Origin of the sequence: Tunturibacter empetritectus, assembly GCF_040358985.1 — a bacterium.
Lineage (GTDB): Bacteria > Acidobacteriota > Terriglobia > Terriglobales > Acidobacteriaceae > Edaphobacter > Edaphobacter empetritectus.
In genome coordinates this window covers 1,250,669-1,276,099 of sequence record NZ_CP132932.1, presented here as the reverse complement: position 1 = coordinate 1,276,099, position 25,431 = coordinate 1,250,669, and the positions used below count along the sequence as shown (strand labels likewise).

The following is a 25,431-nucleotide window of genomic DNA, read 5'->3' as shown; positions in this document are numbered from 1 at the left end:
TCGGGGCAGCATGTCCCAAAGTCCCGTGGTGTCAGAAAGATGACGTTGACATCGGAGCTTTGTTTTGCGTAACCTTCGAAATAGCAACCTGCGGGCTAGCTACCTCCTCAACCGAAAGTCTTGCCTGGCAATCGTTGGAACAATTTTTGGAAAGTTCCAAGAGAACCTCACTCAGAATCAGACGCGGGTTGATGTGAGGAAAGTGGCAGCTACCCTTAGCCCAGTCCGTGGGGAGTAGTGTTCGGTCTTCCTTTCATCCGCAGACAGATTTTATCGACAAGTTTTGAGAGTTGCATCTATGCGCCGTGCAAGAGTTTCGACCGTGTTGTTGCTGCTCTTTGGTTTTGCAGTTGGACTGCGTGGAGAGAAACCTCAGTCAGCTCCTGCACCTAGAGCGCAGCTGGAGGCCACGCTCGGCGATAGCACCGTCGAACTCTCCGGCCTCTGGAAGTTCCATATCGGCGACGACATGGCCTGGGCGCAACCGGACTTTGACGACTCGAGCTGGGGGACGATCGATCTGACTCCACCTGCGGGGTCCGCGAATCCGGAGCTAGGCAGCAGCGGATACATTCCTGGCTGGACCGCCAACGGTTATCCGAAACATACGGGATTTGCCTGGTATCGGCTGCGCGTGAATGTGCAGAGTTCGCACGGCAGGCTTGCGATCAAGATGCCGAACGAAGTCGACGACGCATATCAGCTTTATGTCAATGGTCAGCTGCTTGGGGAACTCGGGAAGTTTGGCGAACATAGGACGACCGCGTATAGCACACTTCCGCGAGAGTTTCGGCTGCCGAGAGAGCTGCGCAACGGGCCAATTACTATTGCGGTGCGGATCTACATGGACAGTGCATCTCTTTTTCTTACTCCAGACGCGGGGGGAATGCACGAACCTCCAGTTCTTGGCCACGCCGGAGTGATTGGAACCCTGATTCAGATGGACTGGGACAACACCGCGCATGTTGTAGGCAGTGGCTTCCTGGAGATGTTGATTCTGCTCCTTGCATGGATGGTCGCAGTCAGCCTTCTCTCAATGGACCGCACGGAACCTTCGTATCTGTGGCTAAGCCTGGTTTGCGCAGTGACGATCCTGGGAAATGGCGTCGTCCTGATTGTCAGTTTTGTGCCATGGATTGCCCTGACACCTGGAATTTTTCTGCAGTCTGTCATCATTAATCCGATTCGAATTGGGCTTTGGGTTATCTTCTGGGGCTATTGGTTCCGCATCAGCCAGATGCAGTGGGTTCATCGCATCGTTTGGGGGCTGGTCGCGCTTACGATGATCGGAACGGCCATGATGAGTGCGCCGATTTACGGTGAACACATCCCGGTGCACGCTTCCGTTTATCTGCTACCTATTCTGCTGGGGCTGAGGCTTAGTTTTGCTGCGCTTTTGTGCGCAATTACCTTTCGAGGTATCCGCAAACAGAAGACCGAAGGATGGCTGGCCCTCTCGGCAGTCGTTCTGGTAGCCGTCGCTCTCTTTCAAGTACAACTCCGCCTTCTTCTTCATATACCGACCGCATTCAACATCCTTGGATTCGATGTTCAATTGGGAACTATCTCGACGATCTTCTCACTCTTTCTGATCACGGTCATGTTGGTTCGGCGATTCCTGCAGACCCAGCGGATACGTGAACAGTGGAAGGCTGAGATCGAACAGGCACGGCAGATTCAACACGTGCTTATTCCAGAGCATCTACCGCAGACACCTGGTCTTGCCATCGAAAGTGAGTATCGTCCGGCACGCGAGGTCGGCGGGGACTTCTTCCAGATCCTTCCTGTGCAGGAGGATGGCAGCGTGCTGATCGTGGTTGGCGACGTCACAGGGAAGGGCTTGCAGGCTGGGATGCTGGTTGCGCTGATCGTTGGCGCGATACGGACGGCGGTTCAATACGACTCCGATCCTTTGATTTTAATGAACAGCCTTAATGATCGGTTGTGGGGGCGTGGTCGGGCCAGTGCGACCTGCCTCATCCTGCAGATTTGCACCGACGGGCGGGTCACGCTGGCAAACGCGGGACATCTGCCACCGTATCTGAACGGGGCAGAGGTTGAGATGGGCGGTTCGCTGCCGATCGGCGTGGTGCCTGGAGCTGAGTTCTTTGTCTCCCATTTCAAGCTGGAGCCAGGGGACACACTGATGCTGATGTCAGACGGAGTCGCTGAGGCGCAGGATCAAGAGAAGCAGCTGTTTGGGTTTGAACGCATCGAGAAGATGCTGCAACAGCCAATCTCAGCGGCAGAGTTGGCGTCGGCTGCCCAGGACTTTGGGCAGGAAGATGACATTCTGGTGCTGCGGATTCAGCGCAGACTCCAGCCTGAGAACGTTCCTGACGAGAAGCGCATTCTCACGGCGATGTAAACCGCGGTTTCAGCGAGGACGATTTGATGCCTCAGCGAAGGCTCAGGTTTATTCGAAGCCTGCACAGGCGGCGGCTTCATCGGGGTAGAGTTTGGTGTACTTCGTTATGCCTACCATGGTGAAGACTTTCTGGAAGTGCGGAGTCAGGCCGAAGGTCTGGACGGTTTGTCCTTTCTGACTTGCAGCGTAGAGCAGTTGAATGATCAGTGCGATGCCGCTGGAGTTGAGATACTCCACCTTGGAAAAATCAAGCAGGATGCGCTTGGATGTCTCGGGCGATAGTCCGCTGTACGTGCCTAGTACCGCAGGCTCGGACGAACTCGTGATGTCGCCGGCGAAGCGCAGTACCGTGATTGGATCGCCAGAGGCGCACTTAACCTGCTCCATTTTGACCTTCGTACCTGAGTCCGCCATCTTGGTGTCTCCTCAATCTCTAGTGTTGTTTAAGCGTATGACGAGTCGGGCGTAGCTTCCAGTGAGAGGCGCACTCACCCATTCTGCCTCATCCACCAAAGACTGAATAAGGAACATTCCCATGCCGCGACTAGCCTCTTCTCCGTGCATTTTTTTGTCCATATCCGGGGCGTGAACTCCGCCCGGAGGCCCGGTGCCCGTGTCGAGCACCTTTACTTCAAGGGAACCCTCGTTCATGGAGAGAATGACATCGACAATCAGAGATTCGTCGAGTTTGTTTCCATGCTCCATGGCATTGATGCAAGCTTCGGCGACAGCGGTTTTTAGATCTTCAACCCGGTCCGGAGCGAAGCCCATCAGTTTGGCGACACTGGAGGCGGTGCTCATTGCAACTTTTTCAAAGCCGAGACGCGAAGGAAGACGCAGCTCGATGCTGTTCACGTTCTTTCCGTTCACTTCCCCTCCTACGGCTTTCGTCCAATTACGAGTGCGGTCATATCGTCTGATTGGTTTTCCTGATTGGAGAAAGCATCCAGAGTCTGCCAAATCGAGTTCAGTGTTCCAGTCGCGTCCGAGACTCGGCAGGTGCGGAAGGCCTCCATGAGACGATCCTGGCCGAATTCTTCGTCACCTTGAAATACCTCAGTCATTCCGTCGGTGTAGATTAGCAGCTTCGCCTTCTCGGACAGTACATATTTTTCTGCCGAGTAACCAGAGAAAGGCAACATCCCGACCGGGGTTCCACTGGCCTCAATCAACTCAGGGACATCGCTGCCGTTGAGAAGAAAGGCCGGATTGTGACCGCAGTTAACTACTTCGACAGTATGTGTCTTTGGATCAAGCTTCAGGAACATGGCCGTGACGTAGCGGCGGCGGGACTCCTCGCCTTCTTTGTAGTGGAGAAGGTTCATGTGTGTCGCCATGTCGGCGAGCGGCATCCCCGAGTTCGCGATAGCTCGCAACGCCGCCCGAAATGAGCTGCCAACCAGGGCCGAGGCAAGGCCTTTGCCTGCGACGTCGGCTACGACGATCATCAGCTCGCCAGAGGTAAGTGGGATGAGATCGAGGTAGTCGCCGCCGACTTCATAGCAGGTCTGCGAGCGGCCCGCGATGCTGTAGCCGGAGATGTCTGGAAACGTTTGAGGAAGGAGGCTCCGCTGAATGTCGCGTGCGCAGGAGAGATCCTGCTTGACCCTCTCCATATCCAGGGTTTGTTCGTGATATCGTGCGTTTTCAATCGCGACGGCGGCCTGGACTGCGAGATGTTCTAGAAAGTCCTGCTCGAAGAGGGTGAGCGGAGCGCCTTCGCGGGTGATGACTACCATTTCGGTAAGGGCAGCACCGTGGCGATCCAGCAAAGGGAAGCGGTAACAACCGCGTCTTGGATCGGAGGACGGCGGATGCAAGAGAAATCGTGGGGGGATCTCCCCGTAAGAAAACGGAAAGGCTGTAAAAAATGCACCCGCCATCTCAAGTTCCCGCACGGTGATCTGCAGGACGCTGCGGAGAACGCTGTCCAATTCGATGGTGCTATGGATTCTGTGGGTCGTGTCGAGGAGTGCTTGTAGACGTGCAATTTGCTGCTGAAGATGGAGACTGCTTTCGATTTCCATGGGAACTGCTCCTTCACGTAACCCCTTTCAGACGACGATAAGAACTCTTTGCCGCATAGGCGGGCGAAGGGTTCGCTCCTGCCGTTATCCACTGTTTCCTGGGCAAACAGTGGCGCAAACTCGACTGGCGCAGTGGATGTCGACGTCTTGTAGGTCCTTTCAGGAGATACCACGGATGAAAGACATTGAACAGAACAATCTTATTTCTTGTCTGTTGTGCCTGGGGTTGTGTTCGCATCTTCGGGCGCCGAGGGATTGATGCGCCCCCGATTATTTTCCGGGGTGTTGGAGGTGACCTTTGTGGGGCCCGGGCCTGCGGTCGATGGGTTATCCCCCTTGGGACCTGAGGGTTCTACAGCATGTTTTGAGTCGCCCGCAGGCGTCTGGTAGCTGGTTTGATTGGACTGTTGATTATTCGTGGTCATAGGGTCACCTTTCGCGTCTCGATCTCCATTGGAGAGAACGGTGGAGTTTGCAGTTGCCTGGTTCTTCGCAAAGGCAAAACACCGCCGGGAGGTGATCCACCTGATGGCGAAGGGTAGGTAGCCTATTATTAAGCGTTGGAACCAAAGTTCGGAGGCATAAACAGAAACATGAGAGCAGCAACAGAGGCAGAAGCGATCCCGTGCAGCGATTCCATTCTAGTGACTGGCGGAGCCGGGTTTATAGGGAGCAACTACGTGCTGGACTGGCTGGCTGCAGGCCATGGACCGGTCGTCAACCTGGACAAGCTGACGTATGCGGGGAATCCGGAGAACCTTGCGTCTATTGAGCGCAGCTCTGCCTACACGTTTGTGCATGGTGATATCTGCGACGCGAAGGCGGTTTCCGGATTGCTGCAAAGATACCGCCCGCGAGCGGTGATTCATTTCGCAGCGGAAAGCCATGTCGACCGTTCGATTTTGGGCCCAGAAGCGTTTCTGCGAACCAATATCGACGGCACATTTACCTTGCTGCAGGCGGCACGGGCGTACTACGAGGGCTTAGCAGGGGCAGATCGGGAGAGGTTCCGCTTTCTGCATGTTTCGACCGATGAGGTGTATGGCACGCTGACGCCGGAGGCGCCGGCTTTTCATGAAGACACGCCATACGCTCCAAACAGTCCTTATGCGGCGTCGAAGGCGGCGTCGGACCATCTGGTGAGGGCATGGGTGCATACCTACGGGCTACCGGCTATCATCACGAACTGCTCAAATAACTATGGTCCGTATCAGTTTCCAGAGAAGCTGATTCCGCTGATGATTGCGAATGCGCTGCAGGGTAAGCCGCTGCCTGTCTATGGAGATGGACAACAGGTTAGAGACTGGTTGTATGTAGGAGACCATGCGAGTGCCTTGCGCACGATTCTGGAACGAGGCCGCATTGGCGAGACGTACAACATCGGCGGGGGAAATCAGCGAAGCAATCTCGAGGTAGTGACTACGGTGTGCGCACTGCTGGATGAGCTGGTGCCGCAGTCAAAATTTAAACCGCATCTGCAGTTGATGACCTACGTTACCGATCGGCCGGGGCATGATCGACGGTATGCGATCGATGCGCGCAAGCTTGAGGGAGAACTCGGCTGGAGAGCGCAGGAGAGCTTTGAGACCGGGCTGAGGAAGACGGTGGAGTGGTATCTGAGAAACGCGTCGTGGGTAGAGCATGTAACCAGCGGGGCTTATCAGCAATGGGTTCTCCAGAACTATTCCGGTCGCGAAGATCAGCTTGCTGTTGCTGATCGTGGCTTCTTGACCGAGGCAGGCGAGAGGGTTCGATGAAGGGGATTATTCTCGCAGGCGGCTCTGGGACGAGGCTGCATCCGGTCACGCAGGTAGTCTCAAAGCAACTGCTGCCGGTCTACGACAAGCCGATGATCTACTATCCGCTGTCGGCGCTCTTACTGGCAGGGATTCGCGAGATTCTCGTGATCTCTACTCCGGAAGATACCCCGCGTTTCGAGCAGCTGTTGGGAAGTGGTGAGCAGTGGGGAATCAAGCTTCAGTATGCGGTGCAGCCGTCTCCAGATGGTCTGGCCCAGGCGTTTTTGATCGGTAAAGAGTTTCTTGCAGGGAAGGGGTGTTGTCTGGTGCTGGGAGACAACATCTTCTACGGACATGATTTTGCCAGGACATTACGGGAGGCTGCTGCAGGTGGTGCCGGAGCGACAGTGTTCGCTTATCCTGTTCTTGACCCGGAGCGATATGGGGTTGTGGAGTTCGACCAGCATCGCCAGGCGATCTCGATTGAAGAGAAGCCGCTGAAACCGAAGTCGCGCTATGCGGTGACGGGAATCTACTTTTATGATGCGCAGGTTGTTGGCATCGCTGAAGGGCTGAAACCCTCGCCGCGGGGTGAACTCGAGATCACAGATGTAAATCGCTGGTACCTGGAGCGAGGACAACTGAGGACTCAGGTGCTTGGCCGCGGAATCGCATGGCTCGATACTGGAACACACGATTCTCTGCTGGATGCGGCGACGTTCATCCATACGATTGAGAAGCGACAGGGGCTGAAGGTAGCTTGCCCTGAAGAGATTGTGTACCGGCTCGGTTACATAAATACCGATCAGCTGCGAAACCTGGCATCGAAGATCGCGAAGAGCACTTATGGGCAGTATCTGCTGAGGGTGCTGGAAGAGACGGTGTACTGATGGTGTCTGGGAGGTTGCCGCTGGGTGAGCGGATCCTGTTGACGGGAGCTTCGGGCCAGGTTGGTGGTGAGCTACTTCAGACCCTGAAGTCGTTGGGGGATGTGGTTGCCCCGGAACGCGAAATGATGGATCTTGCGAATGCGGTTTCGGTCAGGGAGACGATTCGTGCGATTCGGCCCAGATGGATTGTGAATCCCGGAGCTTACACGGCGGTCGACAAAGCGGAGAGCGAGCCGGAGATGGCGAATGCGATTAATGCCGAGGCTGTCAGGGTAATAGGAGAAGAGGCGCGAGCGCTTGGTGCTGGTGTCGTCCATTTTTCTACGGACTATGTTTTTGATGGCTTAGGGAATAGACCATACCTTGAAACTGATGCAGCCGAACCAGGGAGTGTCTATGGCGCGAGCAAGCTGGCCGGCGAGAGGGCACTTGCGGAGAGTGGTGCAGGGCACATGATCTTCCGCACGAGTTGGGTCTATGGAGGACGAGGGCGGAATTTTCTGTTGACGATCTTGAAGCTTGCAAGCGAACGCGAGACATTACGAATCGTGAACGACCAGCATGGTGCGCCAACCTGGAGTCGTGATCTGGCGAGGATGACAGCGCATGTAATCGGGCGAGTCGAAGCAACCGCAGAGACAACCGGACTAGAGAGGTCAATTGAGGACGCGAGCGGGATTTACCACGCGGCTGGCTGCGGTGAGACTACATGGTTCGAATTTGCAGCGGAGGCGCTTCAACTGCGCCGCGAAATGGAGCCTGGAGTGCAGTTTGCGACCGTCGAGGCAATCTCGACTGCTCAATATCCCACTCCTGCGAGGCGGCCGTTGAACTCACGGTTGAACTGCAGCAAGCTGAGGGAACGATTCAGTTGGTCCATGATGGACTGGCGGCAATCGCTGCGAGAGGTGTTAGCAGAGCTATGAAGCAGCGAGCGTTATTTCTCGATCGAGATGGTGTTGTCAATGAAGAGGTGGGATATCTGCACCGCGCCGAGGAGGTGCGATTTGTTGATGGGATATTTTCGCTCTGCAAGACCGCTGTAGGACTTGGATATCGGCTGATCGTTGTGACCAATCAGGCGGGCATCGCGCGGGGCTACTACTCTGAGGCCGATTTCCACGCGCTGATGCTGTTCATGCGCGCAGAGCTTCGTGCAGAGGGGGTTGAGCTGGATGCTGTTTATTTTTGCCCGTTCCATCCCGAGCATGGTGTTGGCGAGTACAAACGCGAGCATGAGGATCGGAAGCCCGGCACGGGTATGCTTCGACGGGGGGTTGCTCAATTCGGGGTGGAACTGAACGAGAGTGTGATGATTGGAGACAGATGTTCGGACGTGGCGGCCGCGAACGCAGCCGGATTGCGGCAGGCTTTCTTGATCAGAGGGACTGAGACTGACCGATGTGACGGCGAGTATCTAATGGTGGAGTCCTTGGCTGAGGTTGAACGTTGGCTGGTAGCGCACGGATAAGCGACTGTTGAGCATGCAGGTGTCACTGCGTTCAAATTGTGTAAGCTGCGGGATTCGGAATCTGCGGGGAAGCAAGAAGCTCCTCGACCGCGACGTTACTCGCGGAGTTTTCAGACCAGATGACTCACTTCGACCGGTGGCAGTTCGGCCTCGAGAAAGTGCTTGCCTAGGGCGTCTTTGGAACTGACCAGGGGAGGGTTACCATCGAGCGCCTCGATGGGCCAATCAATAGCGAGGACGGGATCGTTCCAGAGGATGGAGCGCTCTCCCGCAGGGTAGTAGAGGTTCGTGGCTTTGTAAAAAACCTCCGCGGTCTCTGAGAGAACAAGAAAGCCGTGGGCGAAGCCTTCGGGGATCCAGAGGAGTTGCAGTTGGTCGGCGGAGGATTGGGCTTTCAGGTGGAATCCGGCCCATCTGCCGAAATCGGGAGATTCGCGCCGAAGATCGACTGCCACGTCCCAAATGTGGCCGGAGAGGACTCTGACGAGCTTGCCCTGAGGCCTGCCAAGTTGATAATGAAGGCCGCGAAGTACACCTTTCAGCGAGAAAGAGTGGTTGTCCTGCACAAAATTCGCTGATAATCCTTGAGCGGCGAAGGTTGATTGATTGAATACCTCTGCAAACCAACCGCGACTATCTTCGAAGCGTTGGGGTTGAAGTAGCTTAACGTCACGTAGAGGCGTTTCAAGAACCTGCATCAAAGTAGTTTAGTGTCTCGACTCATACATGAAAACAGACCCAACGTGGCGGTTCCAAAGTGGAACGAATAAAAGGCGAACTCGGAATGCGTAAACTCCTTTTTCAGAACACCGTCGGTTAGAATAGTGAAGTTGTATCAATGCGCTTTGTTTTCCCAGTCGTCGACTTGGTCCAACCCGACCGATAGAGAGGCCATCGTATAAGGTCCATGGACGGGTAGCATGAGCAGGCAGGTGGAAGTGATTTGGAAGCGCGGCCGTTTCCCGGTCTCATTTGAGACTCCAGGAGCGGATTAGAGAAGGTACCGCGACACAAGGCGTGTAACAGGAACCGGTCCGGCTGATGGAACGCAGAGCATGCGGACATGCGAGCCGAACAGATACAGGATTCGAATGCAGGCTGAATATCAATCTCCCGAGTCGCGGACAGCGGCTATCGAAGGTTCTTATTCGTATCCAGAGTCGGTTGGTAGCTCGTTAGAGATTTCGCATCGAGCAGAGGAAACGCCATCCGACTTCTTCCGATACCGGGTGATCAAACGATCAGTCGATGTTGTCCTGGTTTTGATTTCAATGCCGGTTGTGCTGTTGTTACTCAGTATTGTGGCCATCTCCGTGAAACTGAGTTCGCCCGGGCCAGTCTTGTATTCGCATCGGCGGATTCGCAAGCATGGCGCCTTTTTTTCCATGTGGAAGTTCCGCACGATGTGTATCAACTCGGCTGAAGTGCTGGAGACTCATCTAGCGCGATATCCAAAGGCGAGGGCGGAATGGAACAAGACCCATAAACTTCGTAAAGATCCGCGGATTACCCCCCTGGGGCTTTTTCTCCGGCGATACAGTTTGGATGAGTTGCCGCAGCTTTGGAACGTGCTTGCTGGACAGATGAGTCTGGTGGGGCCTCGACCGATTGTAGCGGCGGAAGTAGAAAAGTACGGTGATTGCTTCGACTGCTACTGCAGGGTCAAGCCCGGCTTGACTGGTCTTTGGCAGGTGTCGGGACGCAGTGCGTTGAGCTATGAAAAACGTGTCGCACTTGACTGTGAATACGTTGAAAGATGGTCTCTGATGAGAGACCTCTGGATCCTGCTGAAGACGTTTGCCTCGGTAGTGAATCAGGATGGCGCGTATTAGTCTGACTCACATAAAATAAAAGTGACGTGGCTGCAACCACCTGTCTCTCACTCACTAGCGCGTGGAGTTTATCTCTTCATCTTGAGGGTTTGCAGCTTGTTTTGTATCTTGGCTTTGCCGTGGGCTAGGCTGGACAAACCGCGCATCTGCCGTAATTTCAACAGTGGGGCACGAAGTTGGCCCATGACTGACATTTAGCCGGAAGCTTGCTTTTAACTCCCAGTCGAGAATCTCAACCGTGACAACTTGATCGGGGTTTGCCGATGCCTTTAGAGGGAATGCGGGATATGTTGAAAGGCTCATTAAGAAGGAGCCTGCAAGCGCTCCGGGAGGAGGACAGACTCGCGGCAGCGTGGCCGGTGGCGTGCGGAAGGGCAATGGCCGAACGAGGGCAGGTCATAGGATTTGAGAATGGCGTGGTGCGCGTTGAGGTGGAAGATGGCGTATGGTTGCGGCAACTGGTCAGTATGCGTCGACAGCTTGCCGCAGAGCTGTCGCGTATTTCGGGAGTACCTGTAAGCGAGATACACTTTGATAAGAAGGGGAACTACAAGCGATGAAGGAACAGGCTGGCGTGACCCTGGAGGATGTGCGGCGGGTCGCAGAGTTGGCGAATCTGGAGCTAACGGCGGAGGAAGAGCCGAGGATGCAAAGAGACTTGAACGCCATTCTTGGCCACATCGATCAATTGAATGAGCTGAATACTTCTGGGGTTCCTGCGATGGCGCAGGTAGGGGAGATGTTGGGCGGCGCGTTGCTCGACAATGGAGAGGCATTGCGGAGGGACGAGGTACGGCCGTCGCTCGACCGCGCTGAAGTGATGTCTGCGGCTCCTGATACCGATGGACGGTTTTTCAAGGTTCCCAAGGTGATCGAAAGGTGAGCGCAAAGGTAGTGAACCTGGAAAATCTAACGATCGATGCCGCGCATAAGGCGGTAGCTTCGGGTGAAACTACGGCAACAGCGCTTGCGGAGCAGCACTATGACCGTATCGCCTCCCAGGATGGCAAGATTAACAGCTTTCTGGCGTTCAGCCGTGAGCGGGCGATGGCCCAGGCTGAGAGGATCGATGAGATGGCCTCCAGGGGGAACCCGCTGCCGCCGCTGGCAGGGGTTCCAGTGGGCATCAAAGATGTTCTTGTCATGAAGGGAGCCCCGGCCACTGCCGGTTCTCTTATTTTGAAGGGGTATCGGCCGCCGTATGATGCAACCGCGGTCGCTAAGCTGGAAGAGGCTGGGGCGGTGCTGCTGGGAAAGTTGAACTGCGACGAGTTTGCCATGGGTTCGTCGAATGAGAACTCTGCCTACGGACCGGTATTGAATCCAAAAGCGTTAGATCGTGTCCCCGGCGGATCGAGCGGCGGATCGGCGGCTGCCGTGGCGGCAAATTTTGCAGTAGCGACCCTTGGATCCGATACTGGCGGGTCGATTCGCCAGCCAGCGGCCTTTTGCGGCGTGGTGGGGGTCTTGCCTACCTATGGCAGGGTCAGCCGCTATGGATTGATTGCATTCGCCTCCTCGCTGGATCGTGTCGGGCCATTCACCACGACTGTCAAGGACGCGGCAACTGTACTGCAGGTGATTGCAGGAAAAGATGTTATGGATGCAACCTCATCGACCAGGCCGGTGGATGACTATGTTGCCGGACTGGGAAAACCTGTGGAGGGGTTGCGGATCGGCGTGCCGGAGGAGTACTTCGGCGAAGGATTGGATCCGGAGATTCGCAGCGCAATCGATGGTGTAATTGCTGGTCTGAAGCTGGTGGGATGCGTGGTGAAGCCGGTCAGTTTACCGCACACCAAATACGCGATTCCAACCTATTACGTGATTGCGACGGCAGAGGCATCCTCCAATCTCTCCCGGTTCGATGGGGTCAGGTTCGGGTTAAGGGCGGAAGAGGCGACCACGTTGTCCGCGATGTTTCGCAAGACTCGAGATGCAGGCTTTGGCGCCGAAGTGAAGCGGCGAATCCTGCTGGGCACTTATGCCCTCAGTGCGGGCTACTATGACGCGTATTACCGCAAGGCGCAGCAGGTTCGAACTCTGTTGACCCGCGACTTTCTGACGGCATTTGCCGATGTGGATGTGCTGGTGGCTCCCGTGACTCCGACCCCGGCATTCAAGCTGGGCGAAAAGACAGACGACCCTGTCCAGATGTATCTGGAGGACATTTACTCGGTGGCTGCGAGTCTGGCGGGTATCTGCGGTGTGTCCGTGCCCTGCGGGCAGACGAAGGAAGGATTGCCGATCGGAGTTCAAGTCCTGGGCAATCACTTTGATGAATCGACGATGCTTCGAGTGGCGCAGGCCGTGGAGACGCAACAAGCTCGCCAGGAGTCTGGTGCCTGAGGCTGGCTTTCCTTACAGGAGGACGCTCCGCCATTTTGATGGGATCGGGCACCTGAGAGATCCGGAGATCAGGTGTCCGGCCGCCATTTCAGCGAGTTCGGCTGCTGATTGTATGATGAACGATACTAGGCTAAAAGAAGGTTGCGAGGATTAGAGCAGATGCAGTTTGGTAGTTCCCCCAGAGTACGCAGGTTTGGATATGTGCTTCTAGTCAGCGTGTTCGGAACGCTAACATCCTCTGCTCAGTTCGAACAATTCGGTCAGGCGCTCAGTGGGCAAACTTCACAGCAGCAGTCCTGCGACCCGAATGATCCGACGTGTCAGTCTTCTGACGATCAAAGCAACCTTCAGCTCCGCAACCCATCGGTCAATCAGCAGCAGCAACAGACCTTGACTCCGCAGATTATTGTGCCCGGGCAGCAGGACACCCAAACCAACTCGCAAAATAATACTCGGACCCAACAGCAAAATCAGAATCTTCAGACTCCTCTTCCGCTGGACTCGCCCACTGAGTTTCAACTTCTGGTCGCTAATTCGATTGGGAAGATGCTGCCGATCTACGGCGTGAATCTATTTCGCAACTTGCCGTCTACTTTCGCGCCGGTCAACCAGATACCGGTGACGCCAGATTACGTCGTAGGGCCGGGCGACCAGTTGCTGATCCAGATGTGGGGCCAGGTTACCTTGAACGGCCGCTTTCTGGTAGATCGATCTGGAAGCATCTTCGTGCCCCAGGTAGGCTCGGTTCACGTTGCTGGGGTGAAGTTTGAGCAGATGCATGACTTTTTGAAGAGCCAGATTAGCAGGGTCTTCCGAAACTTTGATCTCAATGTGAATCTGGGCCAGTTGAGGTCCATTCAGGTATTTGTGGTAGGACAAGCGCGCAGGCCAGGAAGCTATACGATCAGCTCGTTGAGCACACTGACCAACGCTCTCTTCGCCACGGGGGGACCAACTCCGCAGGGAAGCCTGCGACACATTCAGTTGAAACGCGGCGATAAAGTAGTCGTTGATTTCGATTTGTATGACCTGCTGCAGCGTGGCGACAAATCGAAGGATGAAAAACTCCTGCCCGGGGACGTTATCTACATTCCGCCGGTCGGTCCGCAGGTGGCTGTCACTGGAAGTGTCAATCATCCAGCGATCTACGAGCTCAAGTCACCGAGCGATACAACCGTCGGGGATGTTCTCGAGTTGGCGGCAGGTTTGACGAACGTTGCTTCGGGACAGAGGGTCCGGTTAGAGAGAGTGGACGAGCGCCGCAGGCGTAGCATGCTTGAGATATCCCTTGACGCGCAGGGAAGAGCGACTGTGATGCAGAATGGCGACGTGTTGGAGCTGGACGCGGTGGTCAGCCAGTACAAGGATGCGGTCACGCTGCGCGGAAATGTGGCTAATCCGGGACGGTACACTTGGAAGCCGGGAATGCGCATTCGCGATCTGCTGCCCGATAAAGATGCATTGATCACCCGCGACTATTGGTTGAAGCGAAGCCAACTCGGTCAGCCCACTCTGACCTACATTCCCACCTGCCTTCCCTTGACCCCCTACGGCATTCCAAATCTGCGGTACGGGATTCCTGTTGGAGAGGAAGGATCTAACCCCAACTGGAGATACTCCTCTACCAGGAATCCCAATTTAATTGGGCTGGCCTTCGGAAGCGAAGAAGGAAGTAGCTATCGAACGACGGATAGCGATATGGGAAACGACAACGATACCGATCCCCCCACCGATGGCGGACTCGACTGCATCAAAATTCCCGCTTCTCAGACCTCGTTGAGCGGAAGCAATGATCGATATTCTCCTTCCGCAGCGGCAAATGCAGCCAACGGAATAAGTGGGACGAATTCGGCGAACAACAATCAAAACGCCTACAGCGGTAGCAACTCCAACCCATCCGGGTTGCCGCAAAATGGCTCCCAGTTCAACACGGCACCTACAAATCGCGTCAGTGCAGCCAGCGCGAGTCTGGGTTCAACTGTGGCAAGTGCATCGTCTGGAGAGTTTAAGCCGCGGAATAATGTCAAGTTGAGCGAGCCCGATATCGACTGGAGCTACGCGGTCATCGAGCGTCAGAGCAAAGCGAACCTGACAACCTCTCTCGTCCCATTCAATCTCGGCAAAGCGATATTAGAAGAAGACGCTGCTCAGAATATCGAGCTGCTTCCCGGCGATGTTCTTACCATATTCTCGAAGGCTGACATTCGGGTGCCCCAGGCGCAACAGACCCGATTCGTGCGGCTGGAGGGAGAGTTTGCCTCCTCTGGTGTCTACAGCGTTCTGCCAGGCGAGACCTTGCGACAGTTGGTAGAGCGTGCCGGCGGGTTTACCTCGGAAGCATATCTCTATGGCTCGGAGTTCACTCGCGAATCTACACGTCGGGTGCAACAACAGCGCCTGAATCAATACGTCGACGAGATTGCGCTGCAGGTGAGTACAAACGCAACAAATAATGCGGGCCGAGCTATAAGCGCTTCGGACACCGCAGCCGCAGCTGCAACTCAGGCCCAGAATCAGAACATCATCGCCAGCTTGCGGCAAGCGAGGGCGACCGGACGCATCGTGTTGGATTTGAAGCCTGACAGCCGCGACTTGAGCCAGATCCCTGATCTCCCACTCGAAGATGGAGACCGTTTCATCGTTCCGCGTGTTCCCTCTACCGTAAGCGTCGATGGGGCAGTCTATAACCAGAACTCTTTTGTTTTCGAGTCACAACGCAGGCTTGGCGGCTACATAAGACTAGCCGGTGGCTCCAATAGAGATGCTGATAAGAGCCGGGCTTACGTCATTAGAGCGAGTGGATCTGTGATCAGCAAGCAATATAGTTCTTCGTTACGAGGAAACAGCTTTGACTCGCTCCACTTGTATCCTGGCGACACGGTAGTGGTCCCATTGAATCTGACCAAGGGCAATACGATACGGCTAATCGTCGATATTGCGCAGATCGTCGGTCAGTTTGGACTTGCCATAGCCGCGGCTAACGTTGTCTTCTAGAGAGACGACATTTAGCCGTGGGTTGGAATGCTGAAAATGGAATTGCAGTCCCTCCAACTGAATCGATGCCGGCATCGGAGTGATCGGTTCTGCCACCGCGATTCTTGAGCGAGAATGTAACCAGAGAGTGACAGAATGTACGCCGCCACACTCCCCTCGACGACTCAGCTTATCTCTATAAACCGCCGTTTCAACAGTGATAACCTCTGACAGGTGAATTTTTTTGTAGTTGTACCCACTTTGAATGCCGCCGAGGGATGGTCGCGGCTTACGTCGCTGCTGTTGGAATCAATTGCGGCGGACCGGGTGTTGATTCTCGACTCTTCTTCTACAGATGAAACAGTGAATCTAGCGAATGCCGCGGGCTTTCGAGTCCATGTGATCGCAAGATCCGAGTTTAATCACGGCGGAACAAGGCAACTGGCCGCTGAACTGTTACCTGATGCTGAGATTCTCGTCTTCCTTACGCAGGATGTTGAGCTGGCGCAATCCGATGCCATTCGTTGCCTGCTCGAGGCCTTTACCGATTCTGGCGTTGCAGCTGCCTTTGGACGTCAGCTTCCGCGTCGTGGTGCAACTCCGATTGAAGCTCATGCGCGCTTCTACAACTATCCTGCTGAGTCTGGCGTGCGCACGTTGTCGAGCCGGGAGCAGCTTGGGTTCAAGGCTATCTTTATCTCAAACTCCTTTGCCGCTTACCGGCGCGAGGCGCTGATGGCCGTCGGCGGATTTCCGCGCGGCGTTATTTTTGGAGAAGATACAGTCACCGCCGCCAGGCTACTGCTCGCGGGATGGAAGCTCGCCTACGTGGCTCAGGCGAAGGTCTATCACTCCCATAGCTATACCTGGATGCAGGAGTTCCGGCGATACTTCGATATTGGCGTGCTGCACCACCAGGAGAGCTGGATGCTGAGTGAGTTCGGTGGCGCTGGAGGGGAAGGCGGCCGCTTTGTTCGATCGGAGTTGCGGTCTCTCTGGCCTCGCTATTGGTGGCTTATTCCTTCTGCCTTGGCTCATACAGCGGCTAAACTGCTAGGCTACCGGCTCGGTCGAGTTGAGAGTCTGTTCAGCGTCGGTTTGAAGCGTCGATTGAGCATGAATCGTCTTTTCTGGAACTAGCAACAGTGTATGACTAACGGCAGCCGCTCCCATGAATTGCTGTCGGGAGATACCTGCGTGCCTATCGAAGCGTCTCTTAGCGATGCAGATGTAACTCGGGCGTCCACGTAACCTGAAGCCAGCCGCTCACATTGTGCCGCGAGCCGCTCATGTAGGAGGGAATCAGGAATCGCTCGTACTGCGTGAAGACTTGCGCCTGCCAGTGTTGATTGAAGGCATAGGATCCGTTGAGGAAGCCATCCGTTATCGTACTGCCACCGGGAAGAAATTGGATGCCCCCCTTGTTCTGCCGGTAGCCTAGTTCGACTTTAGTCCGCGCTGAAAACCAGTAGCCGGTGCGGCCTTCGATAGCTCGGCCATCGCGGCCCACAGCGTTGCCCAGCAGAAATCCCTTATTAGTATTTCCGTCCAGGTACTGGTTATTGATGAAGAAGTGCTGGCCGCCGAAGTCATTCACAAGCCCCTGCGAACTAACGGCCTCGACGCGTAAATCCATATGCGGCAGAAAGGGCAATCGCGCAAAGTATATGCCTGGGCTCCAGGCAGCCCTGCGAGGTGCATCGATTGGACTGGGGTCGTCGTCGGAGTATGCATCCGCGTAGAGGGTGACGGCCCGGCGCAAAAATGGCAGCCGATAACTGAAGTCGAAGTTACTCTTGCGGTCGCCAGGATCGGCTCGATCTCCGTAGCCGCCGCTCCCGCCGTTTCCAGTGGATATATCCCCGGTTGAGTTGAAGCTGAATACATTGTTCTTGAAGGTGTGGAGTGTGATGGGGTGTCCGACGCCCCAGAAGATGGACCAGCGGGTGAAGCTCATCTCGAGGTTATCGCCAAAATTAAAGTCAAGCTTTTGCCCATTGAACCAGGGACGTGCCGGATAGCTATGTCCGGAGAGCTTTCCGAGCACGATATCAAAGCGATAGGTGCCCAGCGATGGCAGGAACGGTATCGGGTGAGGGCGCGTGGATACGAGGCGCAAGTTGTACGTTGGCTCTGCGTTACTGGAGAAGGCGAGCGGACCCATCGTAGTCGGTCCCCAGTAGATCTCCTGTTTGCCCAAAGAAAGCGCATTGCCCTCGAAGGCAACGCCTGCATATAGCTCGATCGGCCGTTGGCGAGTGTAGGCTGATCTTTCAGGGATAGGCTGTATGGTTGGGTCGCCGAAGTTCGGTAATCGATCCAACACGTTGATCAGCTGATTAATTGCCAGCGATTCAGCCGGATTCCCAGGGCTTTGCTGCAGCTCCTGGCGATCATAAAAGAAGAGCCTTCCGTAGTTGGCGCGTATCGAATAGCCGGCGATTGCGCTGCCGCCGCGGCCAAGGGGGCGGCCGAAGTCGTTCCACCAGGTCTGTCCAAAGTGGAAGCTGTCTGCCAGCGCAGGGCCTGCGATTGTGCCGTATCGTGCGTAAACTGACTCGAGACTCAACGACTCGTAGTAGTTAGGTTCGATCTCGAACTCATTGTGGAGATCGGCCATGAGACGGCGAGCCTCAGAGACAAGCCTGGGACTGTTGTATTGCTCCATATCGATCTGGTCCTCCGCCACTCTGAGCTGGCGTAGGCACTCCTGCCGGGTCCACGGGCGGATTGAGACACTCTGACCGGGGATGAAGCCCATGGCGGCAAGCCGTTCCAGTGCCGGATAGACCCAACTGTCCATGGGGACGTTGGTCGATCCGATCGAATCTGGATCGTCATCTTCAGAGAAGAGCCGCGGTGGATGATGAGCGACAGGCACTGGCTGAGAGCTTCCCTGCGCTTGCTGCGTCTTGTGGGTTCGCGGCACCCCAAAGTCATCCGGCATCGCCTTGGAATCGAATGGGTTCAGGCTGAAGTTGTGGTGCGCGCGATAGACGTAGTGACCGATCAGCCATCCGGTTGCGCTTCCAATCAGAACGTCCGAGGGAAAGTGCTGTTCGGCGAGCACGCGGCTGACGCTTACGCCGGTTGCCAGTCCATAAACCGCTGTGCGGGTAATCCAGCCAGGGTACTCATCTCCAATTACCGAAGCCATCGCCCATGCAGCAGTCGCGTGATTCGAAGGGAAGCCTGACGCAGATGGACTGGAGTTGAAGAAGTCTCCCTTGGCATTGTTTACAAGGGGACGGTCACGCAGGGAGATGAATTTGCCTACTTCGCTCACCGCCAGGCTGTCCGCCAGCGCTTCTGCTGTCAGCAGGCCGGTCTCGTGGGCCTGGGGCGCGTCGTTGAAGAGACTCCAGAGGTACATGGCTGCCGGCGCCGCCCCAAGCGCCACTACGCCAGCGTTCGAGAAGGTGTTGAATTTGCTTCGGTCGTTTGCGTTGATTTGGATCAACGAGTTCATGGTGTGCTGGTCGCTGCCGATCAACAAACCTGTCGTCGCGCCAAGGGGAGCCAGCCAGATTGCGTCGCTGGGCCGAAGATGCAGAGGGCTCGTCCAGATGGCCTTTTGATCGGCCAGGAGACGACGCGGGGTGCCAGCGAAGGTTACGGGGGGTTCGACCTTTTCTGCCGCTGTTGCAGAAGACGAGGCCGGGTCGGTGGCGACTTGAGGCTCCGGCGCATCAGGCAGAGAGCTCGATGTCTCCGCTGAAACATTCATCGACGCTTGCCGAGGAGCTACGTTTTGAGCGAAGCACAGTCGCCCAATCGAAAGCAGAAGGAATGCTGTGAGGCGGAAGTATCGACCAGGTTTTGGGTGAGCTACAAGCATCGGCAACGGGTCGGGGTGAGCTTACTCGGATAATGCAACCCCTTGCAGGAGGCTACCATAGCTGGGCACGCCATGAGGACACCGTGACGAAAGCGTGACAACTTTCCCACTCGGAACTCCCGCTTCGCTTGACCAAAATCGGCGAAACGGGAGCGTCCACAAGGTGGTGATTTTAAAGATGGAAGAAGTGGTTGGCACCGAGGACAAGCAGCAGAGTAATGGCGGCAATAGCGACCTCGCCGACTGCTCCCACAATGAACGGCCTCGCTCCTTGTTTGAACAGGTCCTTCAGGTTTGTGCGCAGCCCAACTCCGGCAAAGGTGAGCAGAAAGGCCCAGCGGCTGAGGTTCCCTAACGCTGCGAGCTGAGGTTTCGAAAAGCCCAGCGCGGCTACATTGGGGTTGGTCGAAGAGCCCAGGGTGGCCAGCAGAGAGATAAAGAGGAAGCCGAGGACGAACTTGGGAAACTTCTTCCAGAGGAATGCGGCTTTGTTCTCGAGTTGTTCCGTGGCGCCGCGGCTGGCGAGGCCCTTCCGTGCCCACTGGATCGCGTAGGCCAGCACGACGAAGCCGATGAGGGCGTTGCGGCAGGTCTTGGCGAGCACGGCAAACTTGCCGGCGGCATCGGAGTAGAGGGCTCCAGCGGCGGTGGCTTCGGCGGTATTGTCGACCGCGAGACCGGCCCAAAGACCGTAAGCGCGATCACTCATGTGCAACGCATGGCCGATCAGCGGAAAGGTGAACAGCGAGATTGCGCCGAGAGCCAGAATGGCGGCAATAGCGGTCGAAGAGTCTTCTTCGTCGGCGTCAATTGCACCCTGGGTTGCGATGATGGCGGAGACGCCGCAGACGCTGGACCCAACGGCCAGCAGCGTAGTGAGTTGGGGACCTAGTTTGAAGGTGCGGCCCAGCCACGTCATGAAGGTCAGTGAGAACGCGAAGGCGACGAAGACCAGGGCCAGCGAGATGCCGCCGAGTTTAAGAATATCGCCGAGAATAAAGCGTGCGCCGAGCAGGATGATGCCTGCCTTCAGCCAGAACTCGTAGGTAGCGACACCCGCACGAAAGATGCGGGGCAGACCGACGGTGTTGGCGATGAGGATCCCAAAAAGAATGGCCCAGAGCACGTATTCGATGTTGGGCAGGACGTAGTGGTGAGCCTTCCCGTAGGTGTTGATGAAGTGCTCGACGAACTTGCCGGCATAGCCGACGACGGCCAGAAGTGCGATGCCTGGGAGCAGGCCAAGGAGGGAGGAGCGCTCGGCTGGGACGCGGCCCGGGGCGTGTGGGGGGTACTCGCTGCGAAGATCGGGTAGATCGACTGAGGCGGCCATAGACTCTCCTTCATGTTGTTTTGTTGAGGCGAGGACCTCGATGTTTACCAGGCGACGGTTTTGAGCAGACCGGCGCGGACGATGATCGCTAGAGCAAGGGACAATACGATTGCCCAGGTGTCGGTGGAAAAAGAGAGACGGGTACGAGGGGTGGACATGGAGAAGTCTCCTTGGAGAAAGAAGTGGTGCCCACGAAGCGACGTGTGGGCTATAACGCTGAATTTAGAAGAGGGGTAGTAAGAAGGAAGGACTAGCTACAACAACAACGAGTCGGCATGAGGTACAACGCGGCGGATTGGCGGAAGACCGTCATGTCAACTTTGAGTCTACACCACGGAGGCTGCTCAGGCTCTCAAGAGATGCGCTGCCTTCGCCTCAGCCTGGCGCCGCAGCAGTGCGGCCTTCGCGTAAAGCTTTTTGATGACTCGACTTCCGTCCGGCAGCCGGGTCTGAGCCTGATCCAGCAGAAGAAGATAGTCGTGCCACGCGCCGGTTGTCTGCTGGATGTTCTCCATATGCTTGGCAAACTTCATTGCGGTCCTGGACTCTTCGCCGCCAATCTCTGCGATGTAGCGTGCGGTCTTGCAGGCCTTCCGAATCGAGTGAAGGTCATCGTCCTCGTGAGGATCGAGCCCCTGCACCGCCGGCGTCAGCCAACTTCGTGCGACATGGAACAGCCTTCCACCGCTAAGTTTAAAATCGGCGATTCCCGCAAAGATCATCTCGAGTCTGTCGAGCGCGTGGCGGATCTTATCTTCGTCGGCGCTGATCTGCTGTAGCAGTTTCTTCACCTTCTTTTTTCTCGATACTGCCAGCTCTTTCTCCAATTTGGTTGCGCCGTCTGAGGTTTGATAAGCGCGGAGAAGTTCAAGTTGAACGTCCAGGTCGCGGACGTCGCCGGCGATGCGTCGGGTCTTTTGGACGGAACGTTTGAAGGCGCGGGACCTCTTCGGCAGAGCGGGAAGATCGGCGGAGGCAGTCAGCAGCTCGAGCACAGCTTCCAGGCGGCGATTGCTGGAGCGAAGTCGATGGACGACCTCCGGCTTAGGATCCTCGAGGCAGTCCGCCATTGCGGCTTTCAGGATCAGAGAGTAGCGAAGAAAGATGATAACCGGCTGCGGCATAGAACACCTGCTTTTGTTACAGATGCAGCTTATACGGATTAGGGTTTCAGGACACAGGATCGTCACGATAGTTGCGCGCAACCGGTGCGCGTAGGGCGGGTTTCATCAGGTGTAGGCAGGAGGATTGTTATGAAGATCACAAACGTAAAAGCGATGGTTGCAAAGGGTGTAACGGTTGGCTTACTGGCAGGTGCGTTTGTGTTGGCAGCACCGGTGAAGGCTGACGCACAGCAGTTCGCAGTGGGGGTCCGGGTCGGCTATCCGGCTTACTACGGCTACCCCGCTTACCGTTGCTATGGGCCGGACTACTATGCTCGTCAACGCTTCGAACAAGAACGCCGGCATGACGAGTGGGTGCGAGCGCATGAGTTTGAACGCTACCACTACGATCATCGCGGACGCTGGTAGTCCACGCGAAAGGCTGCAATCTTGCAGCGCCTAACAATGTTCGCAGGCCGGTTGCGGAGAGGTTTCCGCGCCGGCCTTGCTGTTGTTAGGGAACTCCGCTTCCGTAAGCGGTCGATAGTAGCGGGCCTCGGGAAAGGCGCACCCTTGGCAAAGTGTTCGTCCGTCGCTAAAGCGCTCGCGATCGTAGTTGATGCCCTCGCCGCACTGCGCGCAGGTGATCCGCGCCGACTTGTAGCCAGGCATCTCGCGTGGATGGATCGGTACGGCAACCCACTCTTCGTGGAAGAGGTCTTCGTCAGGTAGCTCGCGATAAGCAAGCATCTGCTGCTCGTTCTTGTTTTCAATCTGCGGAAAAAGTTCGCGGGCGCGTTGTTTAGAAGATTCGAGTGCGGCAATCCGCAGAGCTTTGAAAACAGGAGTATCGCCCAGCGGTGTCAGGGGTGATGTCAGGTCGACAAAGGTAGCTGCCATCTTCCCCCAGTCGCGAAACTTGATGGCGCGCTTGCCCAGGCGGCAGCCTGTGACGACGGCAATCGCGTCCGTGGCGCAGCGGTCGATCTCGATGAAGGTGACCAGGCGCTTGCGGTCGGCACCCTTGGGATCTTCGACGCCAAGCCGTTCGCAACCCAGCATGGCCATGCGGACGCCGAGAATCTGGCCGGCGCAAAGGTGGCCGTGGGCGATCTCAGCTTCGCGGAGAAGGGCGTCAAAAGACTGCATAACCAGATGATACTGCTGGATGCGGGAGCGCGTTTTTAAGTGTTTGCGCGAGGTTGCTCAGCGGGGGTACTATTCGAGGCCCGAGGTGCTCTATGGCAGAATTTGCAACGACAATCGGTATGGTGCTGAAGCAGAAGTCTGGGCCAATTGCGGCGATCGCGCCCGACGCCTCCGTCTATCAGGCAGTCGAGATGATGGCCGAGCGAAAGGTCGGCGCGTTGTTGGTGATGGAGCATCAAACCCTAATGGGCATCATCTCCGAACGCGACTACGCACGAAAAGTCATCTTGCAAGGGCGCTCGTCAAAAGAGACGCAGGTTGCCGAGATCATGAGCAGCCCGGTGATCTCCGTTTCGCCAAAGCATACTGTGGGCGAGTGCATGCGCATCATTACGAAGAATCGCATCCGTCACCTGCCGGTGGTGGAGGCTAATGCAGTTGTCGGTGTGGTCTCGATCGGCGATCTGGTGAACTCGGTCATCAGCGAGCAGGAGATGACGATCCGGCATCTCGAAGCCTATATCTCGGGTGCGGCTACGACCTAGCGTGTGGTGGCACTATTGCGACGGATAACGCTGGGTTCTTTGCCGCGAATGCCTCGTAGGCATCGAGCGCGTCATGCAGCCGGCTGAAGATCCATGCGCTCCCGATGGTCTCGGTCAGGTGATGCCGATCGAAGTCTGCCCTCGTGTTCCAGGGCACTCGAGCGAACCCCAGTTGAACACCGGCATCTGTCAGATTTTTTTTCAACTCCTCCACCACTCGCGCAGCGCTGTAATCCAGGTTGGTGATTGCCTCGGCATCAACGATGAACCAGCGGACGGTGGTCGGTGATGGGCCTACCAAGCCGAGAACCTCGTCGGAGAACCGGCTCGCGTTCGCGTAGAACAGTGCGGCGCCGAAGCGGTACATCACCAGCCCGGGTTCGGTCACTGCGCCCGGAGTCGGAGGAATCAGCTTCCACACATTAGCCTCATCCGGAATCATGACGCCCGTGCGGGGATGATAGCTGTGATGCACGATGCGCAGCAGAGACAGGACCATCGCCAGAACGATACCCACCTCGACGCCCGCAGTAATCACGACGAGGGTGGTTGTCACGGCAAGCGCGAACTCGGCAGGGCTTTCGCGGAGAATATCCTTCAGGCTGCGCAGCTTGATCAGCCGGATCGCGACGAGGAAGACCAGTGTGCCAAGGACGCACTGGGGCAGGTATTGAAGCGGCTTGGTCAGAAACAGCAGGACCAGCCCGACGATGATCGCCGTGGTGACCTGGGCGACCTGGCTCCGGCTGCCAACACTTTCCACCATGGCCGTCTGCGTAGGGCTGCCGTTGACGACGAACGTCCCGCTGAAGGCAGCGGCTGCATTGGCCGCGGACAGGCCGATCAGGTCCTGATTCTCATCCAGCCGTTGATGGTAACGCGCTGCGTAGATACGAGAGGTGGCAGCGCTCTGGGTAAGGATCATGACAGCGCATGAGCCGGCGACCGAGACCAGCGGCCGGATGTCGCTCCATCTGACGTCCGGCATCGCAAGGTGAGGCAGGCCGCCAGCCACCGCGCCGATGATGGCGATGCCATGTCCGGCAAAGTTCCATAACGCGCTGGCCGCCGTGGCTAGAATGACGGCCAGCATTGGCCCCGGCACCTTCGGGGCAGACCAGCGGAGAGCGAAGACGAACACAAGCACGGCAAGTGTCACCGCCAGCGTAGGCAGATGCACCTTCGGGAGGCCACGGGTAATCTCTACAAGCTGAAGAATCGATCTGCGCGAGGTGGCCTGAATGCCAAGCATCTGGCCCAGAACCGCTATGCCAACCTGAAATCCTATGCCCGTGAGGAAGCCGACGAGCACCGTCTGCGAGAGGAAGTCGGCGACGAACCCCAGCCCGCACAACCGCCCCACCAGTAGGAAGACGGCGGTGAGCAGCGCCACCAGGCTCGCCAGTGCGACATACCGGGTGCTCGCAGTTGGCGCCATGCCTGCCAGGCCACTATGAAGGATGGCTGCGGTGGCCGAATCGGCGGCGACGACCAGAAACCGCGACGAGCCAAAGGTCGCAAAGGCAAGTAGTGGCAAAAGAAGGGAATAGAGGCCGGTTACGACAGGCATTCCAGCGATCCGGGTATACCCGAGCGCCTGGGGAATGTTCATCGCGGCAAACGCGACCCCGGCAACAGCGTCTCGTATAACGCCGTTTCGCTTCAATGGTCTGATGCCCTGGAACAGATTCAACAAATTCGAAACTCCTGCCTGGGAGACGCGCAAAGTCCCCAGCCTCCGCAGCTGTCTTGTAACTAGACGTTGATCCTAAACCAAATATCGCCGGTTTGATGCAGGTCGTGTCGCGAATCCT

23 protein-coding genes are annotated in these 25,431 nt (G+C 56.5%); 13 read left to right on the top strand and 10 right to left on the bottom strand.

All coding sequences use genetic code 11. From position 1 onward, the window contains the following. Window positions 1–298 precede the first annotated feature (298 nt). On the top strand, window positions 299–2,368 hold the full coding sequence (locus RBB75_RS05180) for a PP2C family protein-serine/threonine phosphatase (protein ID WP_353069776.1): 2,070 nt from the start codon (window positions 299–301) through the stop codon (window positions 2,366–2,368). Window positions 2,369–2,416: 48 nt separating this feature from the next. Here the strand turns inward: RBB75_RS05180 and RBB75_RS05175 are convergent, their stop codons facing one another. The 4 genes from RBB75_RS05175 to RBB75_RS05160 form a co-directional block, all read right to left on the bottom strand. Then, complete coding sequence (locus RBB75_RS05175; RefSeq protein WP_179639629.1) at window positions 2,417–2,782, bottom strand: STAS domain-containing protein; 366 nt, start codon at window positions 2,780–2,782, stop codon at window positions 2,417–2,419. Window positions 2,783–2,794: 12 nt separating this feature from the next. Beyond that, window positions 2,795–3,223 (bottom strand): ATP-binding protein, encoded by a 429-nt coding sequence (locus tag RBB75_RS05170; RefSeq protein ID WP_353069775.1) that lies wholly within the window; start codon window positions 3,221–3,223, stop codon window positions 2,795–2,797. 23 nt (window positions 3,224–3,246) lie between these two features. Continuing rightward, window positions 3,247–4,395, bottom strand: a complete 1,149-nt coding sequence (locus RBB75_RS05165) for a PP2C family protein-serine/threonine phosphatase (protein ID WP_179639628.1) — start codon at window positions 4,393–4,395, stop codon at window positions 3,247–3,249. A gap of 200 nt (window positions 4,396–4,595) precedes the next feature. Then, window positions 4,596–4,820, bottom strand: coding sequence for a hypothetical protein (locus RBB75_RS05160; RefSeq protein ID WP_179639627.1), 225 nt, complete (start codon window positions 4,818–4,820; stop codon window positions 4,596–4,598). Between the two features lie 168 nt (window positions 4,821–4,988). Here RBB75_RS05160 and rfbB point away from each other — a divergent pair, with 168 nt between their 5' ends. From rfbB to RBB75_RS05140, 4 genes are read left to right on the top strand one after another with little or no spacing between them, the layout of a single operon-like run. Next, a complete protein-coding gene (rfbB, locus tag RBB75_RS05155) occupies window positions 4,989–6,152 on the top strand; it encodes a dTDP-glucose 4,6-dehydratase (protein WP_179639626.1) in 1,164 nt (387 codons plus the stop codon). Next, the gene (rfbA, locus tag RBB75_RS05150; RefSeq protein WP_179639625.1) at window positions 6,149–7,024 is read left to right on the top strand and encodes a glucose-1-phosphate thymidylyltransferase RfbA; all 876 of its coding nucleotides are present in this window, start codon (window positions 6,149–6,151) and stop codon (window positions 7,022–7,024) included. The genes rfbB and rfbA overlap by 4 nt, the downstream gene beginning before the upstream one ends. After that, window positions 7,024–7,950 (top strand): dTDP-4-dehydrorhamnose reductase, encoded by a 927-nt coding sequence (rfbD, locus tag RBB75_RS05145; protein WP_179639624.1) that lies wholly within the window; start codon window positions 7,024–7,026, stop codon window positions 7,948–7,950. The genes rfbA and rfbD overlap by 1 nt, the downstream gene beginning before the upstream one ends. Then, on the top strand, window positions 7,947–8,495 hold the full coding sequence (locus RBB75_RS05140; RefSeq protein WP_353069774.1) for a D-glycero-alpha-D-manno-heptose-1,7-bisphosphate 7-phosphatase: 549 nt from the start codon (window positions 7,947–7,949) through the stop codon (window positions 8,493–8,495). Before rfbD ends, RBB75_RS05140 begins: the two co-directional genes overlap by 4 nt. Window positions 8,496–8,605: 110 nt before the next feature. Here the strand turns inward: RBB75_RS05140 and rfbC are convergent, their stop codons facing one another. Further along, window positions 8,606–9,193 (bottom strand): dTDP-4-dehydrorhamnose 3,5-epimerase, encoded by a 588-nt coding sequence (gene rfbC, locus RBB75_RS05135; RefSeq protein WP_179639622.1) that lies wholly within the window; start codon window positions 9,191–9,193, stop codon window positions 8,606–8,608. 393 nt (window positions 9,194–9,586) lie between these two features. On the opposite strand from rfbC, the gene RBB75_RS05130 reads away from it, so the two are divergent. The 6 genes from RBB75_RS05130 to RBB75_RS05105 all read left to right on the top strand — a co-directional run bounded on the left by RBB75_RS05130 (window position 9,587) and on the right by RBB75_RS05105 (window position 16,789). Further along, on the top strand, window positions 9,587–10,327 hold the full coding sequence (locus tag RBB75_RS05130) for a sugar transferase (protein ID WP_353069773.1): 741 nt from the start codon (window positions 9,587–9,589) through the stop codon (window positions 10,325–10,327). A 263-nt stretch (window positions 10,328–10,590) separates the two neighbouring features. After that, window positions 10,591–10,887, top strand: coding sequence for a DciA family protein (locus tag RBB75_RS05125; protein WP_179639620.1), 297 nt, complete (start codon window positions 10,591–10,593; stop codon window positions 10,885–10,887). Continuing rightward, a complete protein-coding gene (gene gatC, locus RBB75_RS05120) occupies window positions 10,884–11,210 on the top strand; it encodes an Asp-tRNA(Asn)/Glu-tRNA(Gln) amidotransferase subunit GatC (RefSeq protein ID WP_179639619.1) in 327 nt (108 codons plus the stop codon). The genes RBB75_RS05125 and gatC overlap by 4 nt, the downstream gene beginning before the upstream one ends. 11 nt (window positions 11,211–11,221) lie before the next feature. Further along, the gene (gene gatA / locus RBB75_RS05115) at window positions 11,222–12,676 is read left to right on the top strand and encodes an Asp-tRNA(Asn)/Glu-tRNA(Gln) amidotransferase subunit GatA (protein ID WP_179640008.1); all 1,455 of its coding nucleotides are present in this window, start codon (window positions 11,222–11,224) and stop codon (window positions 12,674–12,676) included. A gap of 159 nt (window positions 12,677–12,835) precedes the next feature. Next, window positions 12,836–15,670 carry an SLBB domain-containing protein gene (locus RBB75_RS05110; RefSeq protein ID WP_353069772.1) on the top strand — a complete coding sequence of 945 codons (2,835 nt, stop codon included), beginning with the start codon at window positions 12,836–12,838 and terminating at the stop codon, window positions 15,668–15,670. A 213-nt stretch (window positions 15,671–15,883) separates the two neighbouring features. Further along, window positions 15,884–16,789, top strand: a complete 906-nt coding sequence (locus RBB75_RS05105) for a glycosyltransferase family 2 protein (RefSeq protein ID WP_179639617.1) — start codon at window positions 15,884–15,886, stop codon at window positions 16,787–16,789. Between the two features lie 76 nt (window positions 16,790–16,865). Here the strand turns inward: RBB75_RS05105 and RBB75_RS05100 are convergent, their stop codons facing one another. The 3 genes from RBB75_RS05100 to RBB75_RS05090 all read right to left on the bottom strand — a co-directional run bounded on the left by RBB75_RS05100 (window position 16,866) and on the right by RBB75_RS05090 (window position 21,944). Continuing rightward, a complete protein-coding gene (locus RBB75_RS05100; RefSeq protein ID WP_179639616.1) occupies window positions 16,866–19,376 on the bottom strand; it encodes a capsule assembly Wzi family protein in 2,511 nt (836 codons plus the stop codon). Between the two features lie 283 nt (window positions 19,377–19,659). Then, window positions 19,660–20,820, bottom strand: a complete 1,161-nt coding sequence (locus RBB75_RS05095) for a YeiH family protein (protein WP_179639615.1) — start codon at window positions 20,818–20,820, stop codon at window positions 19,660–19,662. Between the two features lie 344 nt (window positions 20,821–21,164). Then, window positions 21,165–21,944 (bottom strand): CHAD domain-containing protein, encoded by a 780-nt coding sequence (locus RBB75_RS05090; protein ID WP_353069771.1) that lies wholly within the window; start codon window positions 21,942–21,944, stop codon window positions 21,165–21,167. 129 nt (window positions 21,945–22,073) lie between these two features. Here RBB75_RS05090 and RBB75_RS05085 point away from each other — a divergent pair, with 129 nt between their 5' ends. After that, window positions 22,074–22,352 carry a hypothetical protein gene (locus RBB75_RS05085; protein WP_353069770.1) on the top strand — a complete coding sequence of 93 codons (279 nt, stop codon included), beginning with the start codon at window positions 22,074–22,076 and terminating at the stop codon, window positions 22,350–22,352. A gap of 30 nt (window positions 22,353–22,382) precedes the next feature. Here RBB75_RS05085 and RBB75_RS05080 read toward each other — a convergent pair whose 3' ends face one another. Further along, entirely contained in the window at window positions 22,383–23,072 is a 690-nt protein-coding gene (locus RBB75_RS05080) for an FmdE family protein (RefSeq protein WP_353069769.1), read from the bottom strand. A 92-nt stretch (window positions 23,073–23,164) separates the two neighbouring features. Here RBB75_RS05080 and RBB75_RS05075 point away from each other — a divergent pair, with 92 nt between their 5' ends. Continuing rightward, window positions 23,165–23,617, top strand: a complete 453-nt coding sequence (locus RBB75_RS05075; RefSeq protein ID WP_179639611.1) for a CBS domain-containing protein — start codon at window positions 23,165–23,167, stop codon at window positions 23,615–23,617. Here RBB75_RS05075 and RBB75_RS05070 read toward each other — a convergent pair. Beyond that, a complete protein-coding gene (locus tag RBB75_RS05070) occupies window positions 23,607–25,283 on the bottom strand; it encodes a SulP family inorganic anion transporter (RefSeq protein WP_353070357.1) in 1,677 nt (558 codons plus the stop codon). The genes RBB75_RS05075 and RBB75_RS05070 overlap by 11 nt on opposite strands. Between the last annotated feature and the right edge of the window lie 148 nt (window positions 25,284–25,431).